Here is a 12,374-nt window from a genome sequence, read left to right as displayed (position 1 = left end):
CGCAGTCAGTGGGCCGCCGGATGAGCGGTCCACCACCAGGTGCGGGTCGAATGCGCGAACATGTCCGGCACCCTACCCGATGCCGCGGAAGGTTACGATCGCTCCCTGTTATTGACATGTCCCGCTCGACTCCACGGAAGGTGTGCATGGGACGCATACGGGGATCCAGGCTGCTGGCCTGGATGGCTGCCACCGCGGCGCTGCTGACCGGCTTCACGGCGCAGCCCGCCTCGGCCGCCGACACGCCGACGATGAGGAAACTCTCGCTCGGCGCCGACCAGTTCGAGCTGACCGACACCAGCTACGTCTCGGCCACGGACAACCTCTACGACAACTACCTCACCAGCCACGCGAACCTGACCGACGTCGTCACCACCGACTACACGAAGAACTCCTCCGGTGCGACCGACGGCTGGCTGAACCTGCGCTCGATGCGCTCGTGCACCGGCACCGAGACCGAGGCGCTGCCCCCGGTGGGCACCGGGACCGCCTGGTGCTGGTCGCACGCCCACACCGACGACACCACCCCGCACTGGTGGCCGCAGGGCATGAGCACCACCGGCACCGCCGACGGGACCGACGGCGCGATCCAGGGCCGGCGCGTCGCGGCGGTCGCCTGGCACTACCGGACGCTCAGCCACGAGACCTCCGCGGGTTGCAGGACCGACAACCTGCTCAAGCTGACCTTCCTCGACCGGGACACCGGCAAGTACCGCCACGTCCTGCTCGCCGAGCCCACCGGCTCGGGCACGAACTTCACGTTCGTGACCGGCCACGGCGGGGGCATCGTCTGGTACGGCAACTACCTCTACGTCACGGACACCGCGCACGGCATCCGGGTCTTCGACGTCGACAAGCTCGCCAAGGTCGACACCTACGGCTCCGGCGTCAGCACCTACGGCATCGACGGCGCCGGCCGGTCCAGCGCCTGCGGCTATCCGTACGTCCTGCCGGAGGTCCACTACTACAAGCAGGCCGGCACGCCGTCCGACTGCTCGGGCCACACCATCGACCCCGAACAGCTGTGCTTCTCCTGGCTCTCGCTGGACAAGACCGGCGGCGGCCCGTTCAAGCTGGTCGCCGGTGAGTGGCAGGGCTACGTCGACGGCGGCCGCGTGGTGCGCTACCAGCTGAACCCGGCCGGCTCCGCGTCGTACCCCGGCCTGCTCACCATGTCCGGCGGCAGGACCGTGATCCAGGACGCCTACGCCGCCTCCCGGTACCGGGGCCTGCAGGGCGGCATGACCTGGACCGACGGCCAGGGCGTGCTGAACTTCGGCTTCCACAAGGGGTGCGGCACGGTGCCCGGTGTGTACTCGCACACCTGGGTGGGCGACACCCGGGCCGCGACGAGCTGCGCGGCCGGCGGCAACTGGGCGGCGGGCCCGCCCCAGGCCCTCAGCTACTGGCCGAAGCTCGGCGCCGCCCAGGTCGACGAGCTGTGGGGGCTGACCGAGGGCATCTGCGCGGGCACCGACCTGAAGGCGGCCCACGAGGAGTTCGTGCCCGCCGACCCGGTGAGCGTGCACGACGTGTGCAAGGACCACAAGGGCGCGGACAACCTCTCCCTGCGCGCCGTCTTCTCCGTCGGTTTCACCGATCCCGCGGTGCAGAACCTGCACTGACGGCCGGCGGGTGACGGACCGGAGCGGGTCCGCCGTGCGCAGGCCGCGCGGCGGACCCGTGCGTCTCATCTTTTGAGCCACGGCATGGACGCATGCGGCCACCCCGTAATGTGGAGGGTGTGACCGTGAACGCAACCAGCCCCAGCGCTGGCAACACCTGGCGAAACCTGCCCGCGGCGCAGCAGCCCGAGTACCCCGACCCCGAGGCTCTGCGCGCAGTGATCGCGGACCTCGAGTCGTATCCGCCGCTCGTCTTCGCGGGCGAGTGCGACCAGCTGCGCGCCCGGATGGCGGCCGTCGCCAAGGGAGAGGCGTTCCTCCTCCAGGGCGGCGACTGCGCCGAGGCCTTCGACGCGGTGTCCGCCGACCACATCCGCAACAAGCTCAAGACGCTCCTCCAGATGGGTGCCGTCCTGACCTACGCGGCCTCCGTGCCCGTGGTGAAGGTCGGCCGGATCGCGGGGCAGTACTCCAAGCCGCGCTCCAAGCCGACCGAGACCCGTGACGGCGTGACGCTCCCGGTGTACCGGGGCGACTCGGTCAACGGCTTCGACTTCACCGAGGCCAGCCGCATCCCGGACCCGGAGCGGCTGAAGCGCATGTACCACGCCTCGGCCTCCACGCTGAACCTGGTGCGCGCCTTCACCACCGGCGGCTACGCCGACCTGCGCCAGGTGCACGCCTGGAACCAGGACTTCGTGCGGACCTCCCCGTCGGGCCAGCGCTACGAGCAGCTGGCGCGCGAGATCGACAACGCGCTGAACTTCATGCGGGCCTGCGGCACCGACCCGGAAGAGTTCAAGACCGTCGAGTTCTATTCCTCGCACGAGGCGCTGCTGCTGGACTACGAGTCGGCCCTGACCCGCGTCGACTCCCGCACCGGCAAGCTGTACGACGTCTCCGGGCACATGGTGTGGATCGGTGAGCGCACCCGGCAGCTGGACCACGCGCACATCGAGTTCGCCTCGAAGATCCGCAACCCGATCGGCATCAAGCTCGGCCCGACCACGACGGCCGAGGAGGCGCTGCGGTACATCGACCGCCTCGACCCCGAGCGGGAGCCGGGCCGGCTGACCTTCATCGTCCGCATGGGCGCCGGCAAGATCCGCGACAGGCTCCCCGAGCTGGTCGAGAAGGTCACGGCGTCGGGTGCGACGGTCGCCTGGGTGACCGACCCGATGCACGGCAACACCTTCGAGGCGGCCTCCGGGCACAAGACCCGCCGTTTCGACGACGTGCTCGACGAGGTCAAGGGCTTCTTCGAGGTGCACAAGGCGCTCGGTACCCACCCGGGCGGCATCCACGTGGAGCTGACCGGCGACGACGTCACCGAGTGCGTGGGCGGCGGCGACGAGATCTTCGTCGACGACCTGCACCAGCGCTACGAGACGGCCTGCGACCCGCGCCTGAACCGCAGCCAGTCGCTGGACCTGGCGTTCCTCGTGGCCGAGATGTACCGGGACCAGTAGTCGCACCTGGGGCGCGGATCACATCCGATCCGCGCCCCACCCACTTTTGCGGCCGCTGCGGGTTGGGTAAGGTTAGGTTTGCCTCACCGAGATACGGGATGGCAGTAGGACAGCGATCCCGTCGGGAGGTGAACCGCGTGTACGTCTGCAGTTGCTTCGGCATCACCGAGCAGCAGGTCCAGCAGCACGCGGAGAACGGCGCCTGCACCCCGCGCCAGATCGCCTCCGCCTGCAAGGCCGGCACGGACTGCGGATCCTGCGTACGCCGCATCCAGGCCATCCTCGGCCGTGGCGCCTGCCCGCGCCGGGAACTGGCCGAGCAGGGCCGGTCCGTCCTGACGCCGCTGGACGAGGCCGCCTAGCTCTCCGGCTGCTCAATCACCTGCGCCAGGTAGAGCGCCTCGCCGAGCTTCTCCAGCAGCTCCAGCTGGGTGTCGAGGTAGTCGATGTGGTGCTCCTCGTCGGCGAGGATGTCCTCGAAGATGTTCGCCGACGTGATGTCGCCCTTCTCCCGCATCACCTTGATGCCCCGCCGGAGCCGGTCGATCGCCTCCACCTCGACCTGCCGGTCCGCCTCGAACATCTCCCGGACCGTCTGCCCCACCCGCACGTGGAACAGCCGCTGGTAGTTGGGCAGCCCCTCCAGGAACAGGATGCGGTCGGTGAGCACCTCGGCGTGCTTCATCTCGTCGAACGACTCGCGCCGCGTGTAGGCGGCGAGCTTCGTCCAGCCGAAGTTCTCCTGCATCTTCGCGTGCAGGAAGTACTGGTTGATCGCGGTCAGCTCGCCGGTGAGCTGCTCGTTGAGGAACTCGATGACCTCGGGGTCGCCCTGCATCGCAGCGGGCTCCTTCCACACGGAGGGACGGGGAGGCGTGCGGCGGCATGATTGCACCGGTGGAGAAGATCGTCCAGTAAGTGCGTACTTAGTAAGTACGTGCTGAGTTAGTACCTCTTGTCCGGTTCGGGGTGGGTGGTCAAGGGCACCGCCCGAGGTCTGTCAGGATGGATACATGGGTCATCCGGTGGAGCGAGAGTCTGGAGCAGCGGCAGGGACCGAGCTTCCGCCGGGTCAGCGGCTCCAGCGCGGCTGGCCGGTCACGCACTACGGGCCCGTGCCGAAGTTCCGGTCCGAGCGCTGGGAGTTCCGGGTCTTCGGCGCCACCGCCGACGGCGACAAGCGCACCTGGAACCACGAGGAGTTCACGGCCCTGCCGTACACCACCGTGGTGGCCGATCTGCACTGCGTGACGAAGTTCAGCATGGTCGGCGCGGAGTGGGGCGGGATCCCGGCTCGCGCGATCCTGGACCTGGCCCCGCCGGCGCCGGACGTCACCCATGTGATGGTCTGGGCGGAGTACGGCTTCAGCTCGAACCTGCGCCTGGCGGACTTCGTCTCGGACCGTACGATCTTCGCCACCCACAAGGACGGTGAACTGCTCACCGCCGAGCACGGCTTCCCGGTCCGTCTGATCGTGCCCCATCTGTACGCCTGGAAGGGCCCGAAGTGGGTCCGCGGCGTGGAGTACATGACCACCGACCGCCGCGGTTTCTGGGAGGAGCGCGGCTACCACAACATCGGCGACCCCTGGAAGGAACAGCGCTACTCCTACCAGGAGGAGCCCGGGGACGGCCCCGAGCTCTGACCCCCGGTCGCCGGAGACGTCAGTGGTGGTACCGGTGCACCACGGCGTGCCCCTTGCCCCGCCCGATCGTCCACTTGTTGACCGGGGTGGTCACCGCGAAGGCGATCACGAGCGAGATCGCCAGCGAGGTCCAGAACAGGGCGTCGCTCGGCATGGCGTCCCTCGCGGACGGCCAGACGAGGATCACGCCGTTGTCGATCAGCTCCATCACCGCGATGGACAGCGTGTCCGCGGCCAGTGCCACGCGGAAGGCCGTACGGAAGCCGACGCCGGCTCGCAGCACCCCGCGCAGGGTGAGCGAGTAGCCGAAGACGAAGGCCAGGGCGATCGCCAGCACCATGGTCGGCAGGTTGCCCCACCCGAGCGCCGTGCCGACGACCATGCCGAGCACCTCGCCGATGGCGCAGCCGGTGAGGCAGTGCAGGGTCGCCTGGGCGGCCATGGACCAGGTGGCAGCGGGGGCGTGGCCGTGGTGGCCGGAATGGTCGTGATGGTCGGCATGGGCGGTGTGGGCGGTGTGGTCCCGGTGTTCGTGGGCCGTGTGCTCCATGAGGTCCCCCAAGGCTGAGCGACGGTTCCTGCGACTCATCGGAACCGTATACCCCCCAGGGGTATTCCGGAACGGCTCAGGAATCCCGAAGTCCCTTCAGCCGATCCACATCCGCCGCATGTCCCTCCTTGCCGCCCGGCGTCTCGATGATCAGCGGGACGCCCGCGGTCGCCGGGTGGGTCATCAGGGCGCGGAAGGGGTCCTCGCCGATGTGGCCGGCGCCGATGTTCTCGTGCCGGTCCTTGTGCGCGCCGACCACGTCCTTGGAGTCGTTGGCGTGGATCAGCCTCAGCCGTCCCTCGCCGACCGTGTCCACCAGCAGGTCCAGGGTCTGGTGCATGCCGCTCGGCCCGGTCAGGTCGTGACCGGCGGCGAAGATGTGACAGGTGTCGAGGCACACGCCCAGCTTCGGATGGGCGTCCAGCGCCTCGAAGTACGGCCCGAAGTCCCAGGTGCGCGAGCACAGCGAGGCGCCCTGCCCGGCGGTCGACTCCAGCAGCAGGAACGGGTCGTCGTCGTGGCTCAGCTCGTCCAGCAGCGGCAACAGATGCTCGCGCACCTGCTTCAGCGCCACCTCCCGCGCCCGCCCGCCGGTCGCGCTGCCCGTGTGCACGACCACACCCAGCGCGCCGATCTCCCGCCCGCGCCGCAGCGAATGACGCAGGGACTCCACGGACCGCTCCACGGTCGCCTCGGTGTGCGAGCCGAAGTTGATCAGATACGGCGCGTGGACGTACGCCGGGATGGACTCCTCGGCGCACGCCGCGCGGAACGCCTCGTCCTGCCGCGGGTTCCCGGCGGGCGTGGCCCAGCCACGCGGGTTGGCGACGAAGACCTGCACGGTCTCGGCCTTCAGGTCGCGGGCGTACGACAGCCCCACGGAGTGCAGGCCGCCGGCCACGGGGACATGACCGCCGACGGGGTTGCGGGGGAGGAAGGACTGCTCAGGACTCACCCGTTCAGGGTGTCATGCCGGCCCCGCCCCCCCGGCCACGGTCCCCGGTGACCCCCGTCACCGGATGGTGATCGTGATCGTCGACCCCTTGGGCGCCTTGTCGCCGCCCTCCACCGACTGCTTCTTCACGGTGTCGCCGAACAGCCCCAGCAGTCCGCGGTCCTCGTCCACCTCGAAGCCGCGGGCCTCCAGCCGCTCCGTCGCGTCGTCCACGCTGGAACCCACCACGTCCGGGACCTCGATCATCTCCGGGCCCTTGGACAGCGTCAGCGTCACCGTGTCGCCCTCGGCGGCCCGGGTGCCGTCATCCGGGCTCTGCGCGGCGACCTTGCCCTTGTCCTGGTCCGAGTGGACCCGTTCGGGGGCGACCTTCACCTTCAGCCCCGCGTCCGTCAGCTTCTGGCGGGCCTCGTCCAGGTCCTTGCCGGTCACGTCCGGTACGTCGATCGGGCTGCCCTTGCTGACGGTCAGCGCGATCGCCGAGCCGGCGTGCCGCCTGGTGCCCGCCTGCGGCGTCGTGGCGATCACCGAGCCCCTGGGGATGTCCTCGCTGAACTCCCGGGTGACCATGCCCGGCTCGAGACCGTCCGCCTTCAGCCGCGCCTGCGCCTCGGCGAGCGGCTGTCCCGCCAGATCCGGCACGTTCACCGTCTCCGGGCCGAGCGAGACGGTCAGCGTCACCGAGTCGTGGTCCCGGATGCGGGCGCCGGGCGCCGGGTCGGTGCTGATGATGGTGCCCCGCTTGACGGTGTCGTTGTACGCCCGCTCGACCTGCCCGACGTCCAGCCCGGCCGCCCTCAGCCGGTCCTTCGCCTGCGCCTCCGTCTTCGACAGCAGCGGCGGGACCTTCGTGAACTGGCCGGAGTTGATGTACCAGATCCCCGCGCCGACGCCGAACACCGCCAGCACTGCGGCGACGACCGTCAGCACCAGCCGTCTGGGCCGGCGGGACGGCACGGGCGGCACGGGCGGTGCCTGGAGCCGGCTGGTGTGCTGGACGCCACCCCCGGCGGGAAGCTCCTCGTGCGCGGGCAGCGGCCGGGGCACGGTCAGCGAGCGGGGTATCACGCTCGTCCGGTCCTCGGCGTTGTCGTGCTCCGCGGTCAGCGCCTGCGGCGGCAGCGCGTCCAGCTGCTCCTCGGTCAGCGCCCGGCGCGCCTCGCGCACCTGGCCGAGCAGCGCCACGGCGTCGTGCGGGCGGACGTCGGGGTTGCGCGCGGTGGCCGACGCCACCAGCTCGTCCAGCGCGTACGGCAGCCCCGGCACGAGCGCCGAGGGCGGCGGCACGTCCTCGTGGAGGTGCTTGTAGAGCACCTGGGCGGGGGAGTCCCCGGAGTGCGGTTTCTCGCCCGTCAGCATCTCGTGGAGGACGACACCGCACGCGTACACGTCGACGCGCGGGTCGGTGGTGCCCTGCTCGATCTGCTCGGGCGCGAGGTACGACACGGTCCCGAGCACGGCACCCGTCGTGCTGGTCACGGTGTCCACCGACCGCACGAGCCCGAAGTCGGCGACCTTGACCCGCCCGTCGTCCCCTATCAGGACGTTCTCGGGCTTCATGTCACGGTGCACGAACCCGGCCCGGTGCGCGGCGCCGAGCGCGGCCAGCACCGGTTCGAGGATGTCCAGCGCGGCCCGCGGCTGCACCGCGCCCCGCTCGCGCAGCACGTCCCGTAGGGTGCACCCGGCGACGTACTCCATCGCCAGGTACACGTACGACCCGTCGGTGCCCTGGTCGAAGACCTGCACCACGTTGGGGTGGTCGAGCCGGGCGACGGACTTCGCCTCCCGGATGAACCGCTCGACGAAGGACCCGTCGACCGCGAGCGTCGGGTGCATCACCTTCAACGCGAGGACGCGGTCCAGGCGGGTGTCCAGGGCCCGGTAGACCGTGGCCATCCCACCCGCCGCGATCCGCGCGTCGACGCGATACCGGCCGTCGAGCACCTGCCCGACGAGGGGGTCCTGAAGGGTCGTATCCACGCAGGGGAGTCTACGAGGGACGACCGACACCCCCGCCCCTGCGCCGTCGCGGGGGGCGGAATGCAGCACAGCTGTGACTGTCGCGCGACTAGAAGGCGGGGCGCTCGGGGTCCAGGTGCGCGCGCCCCTCGGTGGGGGAGGACGCCTCGGCGAAGTGGCGGCGCGGGATCCGCCCCGCCAGCCGGGCCAGCCGGCCCGCCTCCACGGCGTGCTTCATCGCCGTGGCCATCGTCTCCGGCTCCTGTGCCCGGGTCACCGCGGAGGCCAGCATCACCCCCGCGCACCCCAGCTCCATCGCCAGCGCCACGTCGGACGCCGTACCGGCGCCCGCGTCCAGGATCACCGGCACGCGCGCGTGCTCCACGATCAGCTGGAAGTTGTGCGGGTTGCGGATCCCGAGCCCGGACCCGATCGGCGAACCCAGCGGCATCACCGCCGCACAGCCGACGTCCTCCAGCTTCCGCGCGAGCACCGGATCGTCGTTGGTGTACGGCAGCACCGTGAAGCCGTCGTCGACCAGCGTCTCCGCCGCCTCCAGCAGCTCCACCGGATCCGGCAGCAGCGTCCGCTCGTCGGCGATGACCTCCAGCTTGATCAGGTCCGTGCCGAGGGCCTCCCGGGCCAGCCGGGCGGTCAGCACGGCCTCCCCGGCGGTGAAACAGCCCGCCGTGTTCGGCAGTACCCGGATGCCCAGCTTCTCCAGCACCGACAGCACCGAGCCGTGCACGGAGGGGTCCACCCGCCGCATCGCGACCGTGGTCAGCTCCGTGCCGGAGGCGGTCAGCGCCCGCTCCAGCACCTCCAGGCTGGGCGCACCGCCCGTACCCATGATCAGCCGGGAGCCGAAGGGCACACCGCCGAGGACGAAGGGATCGTCGGCCATGGGTCAGCCTCCTTGGACGGCGGTGAGGACTTCGACGCGGTCGCCCTCGGCGAGCGCGGTGGTCGCCCACCGCGTGCGCGGGACGACGGTCTCGTTGACGGCGGCGGCCACCCCGGAGGGCGCCGCGGTGAGGGTCCGGACCAGGGAGTCGAGAGCGGTGCCCGGGGCGATCTCCCGGCGCTCCCCGTTGACGGAGATGGTGACGGACATGGTCATGCGGGCTGCTCCAGGAGGCGTGCGGACTGCTCGGGCGGTACGGCACCGAAGCGCTGCGGAGTGAACGGGCGGGCTTCCTCGGGGAGTTCACCGGTGACCAGCGCGTGCGCCAGCACGTCCCCGGTGACCGGGGTGAGCAGCACCCCGTTGCGGTAGTGCCCGGTGGCCAGCAGCAGCCCCTCCAGGCCGGACGGGCCGAGCAGCGGCGCGTTGTCGGGGGAGCCGGGCCGCAGCCCGGCCCGGGTCTCGGTGAGCGGCAGCTCGGTGATCCCCGGCACCAGCTCGTGCGCGTCGCGCAGCAGCTCGTACACGCCGCCCGCCGTGACCGTCGTGTCCCAGCCCAGTTCCTCGCTGGTCGCGCCGACGACCAGTTCCCCGTTCTCACGGGGCACCAGATAGACGTGGCTGCCGCGGACCACGGCCCGCACGGTCCGGCTCAGGAACGGCGCGAACCTGCGGGGCACGGTCAGCCGCAGCACCTGCCCCTTCACCGGCCGTACCGGCGGCAGCAGCGCGTCCGGCACGCCCGCGAGCCGCCCGCTCATGCTCCCGGCGGCCAGCACGACCTGCTCCGCGCGCAGCTCGATGCCGTCCGCCGTGGTGACGCCGGCGGCCCGGTCCCGTACGACATCGAGGCGTTCGGCCCACGCGCGGTGGAACACCACTCCGGCGCGCTCGCACGCCGTCACCAGGGCCGCGGCCAGCCGCCGCGGGTCGATCTGGTGGTCGCCGTCGACCCGCAGTCCACCGCGCACCCCGGGCGCCAGCATCGGCTCCAGGCGCCGGCACTCCCGCCCCGACAGCCACTCCGACGCCAGGCCCGAGCGCTGCTGGAGGGCGTGCAGTTCCCGCAGGTCGGCGCGGTCGTCGGCGTCGAGCGCCACCGCGAGGGTGCCGCAGCGGCGGTAGCCGAGGTCGTGGCCGGTCAGCTCGGCCAGCTCGGCCGCGAAGTCCGGATAGCGGCGGGCCGATTCCAGGTTCAGGGCGAGCAGCGTCTCCTCGCCGTAGTGCAGTTCGGTGACCGCGGCCAGCATCCCGGCCGCCACCCGCGCGGCCCCGCCGCCGGGCTCGGGGTCCACCACGGCCGTGGCGAGCCCGCGCTGCGCCGCGCGCCAGGCCGTGACCAGGCCGATGATTCCGCCCCCGATGACGAGGACGTCGGACGTACGTGACGACATGGGCGTCCAGCCCCTCCCTTCGCCGGCATGACCCGGATCAGGTTCGTACGGTCGGAGGCCGCCAGCCTCCCTCTCAGCCCGGTGCGTCCGGGCTCCCGCGAGTGCTTGTACGGTGGCCACCCTAGCTCGCAGCGCTCGTCACTCGTAAGGGAGCCTCCGTCCATGGCCCGCTCGCTCGACGGACTGATCCTCGCCCCCGTCGCCGACCAAGCCCCAGGTCAGGTGGGCACCCGCACCCGGTTCACCTACCACGAGGAAGACGGCGAGATCTGGGCCGACTACGCGGGCGGCGACGTCGTGCGCGGCCACCTCGTCGGCACCCGGGAGGGTGACCGGCTGGACTTCCGGTACGTGCAGCTGAAGACCGACGGGACGACCGCCTCCGGGCACTGCGTGTCCACGGTCGTGACGCTGCCCGACGGGCGGGTGCGGCTGGAGGAGACCTGGGAGTGGGAGTCGTGGCCGGGCTCCGGCACGAGCGTTGTGGAAGAGGTCACCGAGCACGCCCGCTGACTGACGATCGATCAGTTGTCTATGGTGATCGGGTGAGCGAGCACACAGCGGAACAGAGCCCGTCACCGGGGCGGCGCGTGGTCGTCGTGGGCGCGGGCATGGCCGGGGTGCAGACCGCGGTCGCCCTCCGGGAACAGGGCTTCAAGGGCGCCGTGACCGTCATCGGCGCCGAGCCGCACCAGCCCTACGACCGGCCGCCGCTGTCGAAGGCCGTGCTGCTCGGCAAGGCCGAGGACTCCGCGTTCGACGTGGACTTCGAGTCGCTCGGCGTCGAGCTGCGGCTCGGCTGCGAGGTGCTGGGCCTGCGCCCCGCCGACCACGAGCTGGACACCGAGGCGGGTCCGGTGCCGTACGACGTCCTGGTCCTCGCCACCGGCGCCGAACCGATCACCCTGCCCGGCACCGAGGGCGTGCCCGGCGTGCACCTGCTGCGCACCCTGGACGACGCCGAACGGCTGCGGCCCGTGCTCGCCCGGCAGCACGACATCGTGGTCGTCGGCGCCGGCTGGATCGGCGCCGAGTTCGCCACCGCGGCCCGGGAGGCGGGCTGCGCCGTCACCGTCGTCGAGGCCGCCGACCGGCCGCTCGCGGGCGCCCTGCCCGCCGAGGTGGCCGCGCCCATGGCCGCCTGGTACGCCGACAGCGGCGCCGAACTGCGCACGGACGCGCGCGTGGAGCACGTCGAGCCCGGCGCGGTGGTGCTCGCCGACGGCACGCGGCTGCCCGCGGGCGCCGTCGTCGTCGGCATCGGCGCCCGCCCCGCCACCGGCTGGCTGACCGGCTCCGGCATCGAGCTGGGCGCGCACGCCGAGGTCCTCGCCGACGCCCAGCTGCGCACCAGCGCCGAGGACGTGTACGCCGTCGGCGACTGCGCCTCCTTCCCCTCGGCCCGCTACGGCGAACGGCTGCTCGTCCACCACTGGGACAACGCCCTCCAGGGCCCGCGCACGGTCGCCGCGAACATCCTCGGCGAGACCCGGGCGGTCTACGACCCGGTGCCGTATTTCTGGTCGGAGCAGTTCGGCCGCTTCGTCCAGTACGCCGGCCACCACGCCGGGGCCGACCGCCTGGTGTGGCGCGGCGACCCCGCGGGCCCGTCCTGGACGGTGTGCTGGCTGCGCGAGGACCGGCTGGTGGCCCTGCTGGCCGTGGGCCGCCCACGCGACCTGGCGCAGGGCCGGCGGCTGATCGAGGGGGGCCGGCTGATGGATCCCGAGGCGCTGGCCGACCCGAGCCGCCCACTGAAGGACGCCACGGCCGACTACTGATCTTTTCGTAAGTTCGGTGGGTTTGGTGGCCGTGTGAGTGGGAGGCTGTCGGGGTGGCATATCAACCTTCCCCTTCGGTTGCCGGCTC

The 12,374-nt window shown here is 71.6% G+C and carries 14 protein-coding genes and 1 riboswitch; of the genes, 6 read left to right on the top strand and 8 right to left on the bottom strand.

Features of this window, described 5'->3' with window-relative positions; all coding sequences use genetic code 11:
* Positions 1-5: 5 nt before the first annotated feature.
* The gene (locus ACGFRF_RS40570; protein ID WP_078493144.1) at positions 6-62 is read right to left on the bottom strand and encodes a trp operon leader peptide; all 57 of its coding nucleotides are present in this window, start codon (positions 60-62) and stop codon (positions 6-8) included.
* A gap of 84 nt (positions 63-146) precedes the next feature.
* On the opposite strand from ACGFRF_RS40570, the gene ACGFRF_RS40565 reads away from it, so the two are divergent.
* The 3 genes from ACGFRF_RS40565 (at position 147) to ACGFRF_RS40555 (ending at position 3,456) form a co-directional block, all read left to right on the top strand.
* Positions 147-1,625: a hypothetical protein gene (locus ACGFRF_RS40565; protein WP_393748996.1), complete on the top strand. Its 1,479-nt coding sequence runs from the start codon at positions 147-149 to the stop codon at positions 1,623-1,625.
* A gap of 119 nt (positions 1,626-1,744) precedes the next feature.
* A complete protein-coding gene (locus ACGFRF_RS40560) occupies positions 1,745-3,094 on the top strand; it encodes a class II 3-deoxy-7-phosphoheptulonate synthase (RefSeq protein WP_393748994.1) in 1,350 nt (449 codons plus the stop codon).
* A 137-nt stretch (positions 3,095-3,231) separates the two neighbouring features.
* The gene (locus ACGFRF_RS40555; protein ID WP_393748992.1) at positions 3,232-3,456 is read left to right on the top strand and encodes a bacterioferritin-associated ferredoxin; all 225 of its coding nucleotides are present in this window, start codon (positions 3,232-3,234) and stop codon (positions 3,454-3,456) included.
* On the opposite strand, the gene bfr is transcribed toward ACGFRF_RS40555, so the two are convergent.
* Positions 3,453-3,932, bottom strand: coding sequence for a bacterioferritin (gene bfr, locus ACGFRF_RS40550; RefSeq protein ID WP_393748990.1), 480 nt, complete (start codon positions 3,930-3,932; stop codon positions 3,453-3,455). The two genes, ACGFRF_RS40555 and bfr, sit on opposite strands and share 4 nt — an antisense overlap.
* Before the next feature lie 175 nt (positions 3,933-4,107).
* Here bfr and ACGFRF_RS40545 point away from each other — a divergent pair, with 175 nt between their 5' ends.
* The gene (locus ACGFRF_RS40545; protein WP_393748988.1) at positions 4,108-4,740 is read left to right on the top strand and encodes a sulfite oxidase-like oxidoreductase; all 633 of its coding nucleotides are present in this window, start codon (positions 4,108-4,110) and stop codon (positions 4,738-4,740) included.
* Positions 4,741-4,759: 19 nt separating this feature from the next.
* On the opposite strand, the gene ACGFRF_RS40540 is transcribed toward ACGFRF_RS40545, so the two are convergent.
* The 6 genes from ACGFRF_RS40540 to thiO form a co-directional block, all read right to left on the bottom strand.
* Complete coding sequence (locus ACGFRF_RS40540) at positions 4,760-5,290, bottom strand: DUF4396 domain-containing protein (RefSeq protein ID WP_393748986.1); 531 nt, start codon at positions 5,288-5,290, stop codon at positions 4,760-4,762.
* A 76-nt stretch (positions 5,291-5,366) separates the two neighbouring features.
* Positions 5,367-6,245, bottom strand: a complete 879-nt coding sequence (locus tag ACGFRF_RS40535; protein WP_393748984.1) for a deoxyribonuclease IV — start codon at positions 6,243-6,245, stop codon at positions 5,367-5,369.
* A gap of 57 nt (positions 6,246-6,302) precedes the next feature.
* Positions 6,303-8,228 (bottom strand): Stk1 family PASTA domain-containing Ser/Thr kinase, encoded by a 1,926-nt coding sequence (gene pknB / locus ACGFRF_RS40530; protein WP_393748982.1) that lies wholly within the window; start codon positions 8,226-8,228, stop codon positions 6,303-6,305.
* Positions 8,229-8,316: 88 nt separating this feature from the next.
* The gene (locus ACGFRF_RS40525) at positions 8,317-9,111 is read right to left on the bottom strand and encodes a thiazole synthase (protein WP_393748980.1); all 795 of its coding nucleotides are present in this window, start codon (positions 9,109-9,111) and stop codon (positions 8,317-8,319) included.
* 3 nt (positions 9,112-9,114) lie between these two features.
* Positions 9,115-9,327, bottom strand: coding sequence for a sulfur carrier protein ThiS (gene thiS / locus ACGFRF_RS40520; RefSeq protein WP_393748978.1), 213 nt, complete (start codon positions 9,325-9,327; stop codon positions 9,115-9,117).
* The gene (gene thiO, locus ACGFRF_RS40515; RefSeq protein WP_393748976.1) at positions 9,324-10,505 is read right to left on the bottom strand and encodes a glycine oxidase ThiO; all 1,182 of its coding nucleotides are present in this window, start codon (positions 10,503-10,505) and stop codon (positions 9,324-9,326) included. Before thiO ends, thiS begins: the two co-directional genes overlap by 4 nt.
* A riboswitch (TPP riboswitch) is annotated at positions 10,503-10,614 on the bottom strand. (Overlaps the previous gene by 3 nt.)
* 53 nt (positions 10,615-10,667) lie before the next feature.
* Between thiO and ACGFRF_RS40510 the strand changes: the two genes are divergently transcribed.
* The gene (locus ACGFRF_RS40510) at positions 10,668-11,018 is read left to right on the top strand and encodes a hypothetical protein (RefSeq protein WP_393748974.1); all 351 of its coding nucleotides are present in this window, start codon (positions 10,668-10,670) and stop codon (positions 11,016-11,018) included.
* A 32-nt stretch (positions 11,019-11,050) separates the two neighbouring features.
* Complete coding sequence (locus ACGFRF_RS40505; RefSeq protein ID WP_393748972.1) at positions 11,051-12,286, top strand: NAD(P)/FAD-dependent oxidoreductase; 1,236 nt, start codon at positions 11,051-11,053, stop codon at positions 12,284-12,286.
* Positions 12,287-12,374 lie beyond the last annotated feature (88 nt).

Source organism: Streptomyces sp. NPDC048521 (genome assembly GCF_043199855.1).
Taxonomy (GTDB): Bacteria; Actinomycetota; Actinomycetes; order Streptomycetales; family Streptomycetaceae; genus Streptomyces.
The sequence above is the reverse complement of the archived record's forward strand: the minus strand, read 5'-3'. Positions and strand labels throughout refer to the sequence as shown.

Coding starts and splice junctions, on each gene's coding strand:
- ACGFRF_RS40565 (WP_393748996.1), top strand. CDS start 147: ATGGGACGCATACGGGGATCCAGGCTGCTGGCCTGGATGGCTGCCACC.
- bfr (WP_393748990.1), bottom strand. CDS start 3,932: ATGCAGGGCGACCCCGAGGTCATCGAGTTCCTCAACGAGCAGCTCACC.
- ACGFRF_RS40545 (WP_393748988.1), top strand. CDS start 4,108: ATGGGTCATCCGGTGGAGCGAGAGTCTGGAGCAGCGGCAGGGACCGAG.
- ACGFRF_RS40540 (WP_393748986.1), bottom strand. CDS start 5,290: ATGGAGCACACGGCCCACGAACACCGGGACCACACCGCCCACACCGCC.
- ACGFRF_RS40525 (WP_393748980.1), bottom strand. CDS start 9,111: ATGGCCGACGATCCCTTCGTCCTCGGCGGTGTGCCCTTCGGCTCCCGG.
- thiS (WP_393748978.1), bottom strand. CDS start 9,327: ATGACCATGTCCGTCACCATCTCCGTCAACGGGGAGCGCCGGGAGATC.
- thiO (WP_393748976.1), bottom strand. CDS start 10,505: ATGTCGTCACGTACGTCCGACGTCCTCGTCATCGGGGGCGGAATCATC.
- ACGFRF_RS40510 (WP_393748974.1), top strand. CDS start 10,668: ATGGCCCGCTCGCTCGACGGACTGATCCTCGCCCCCGTCGCCGACCAA.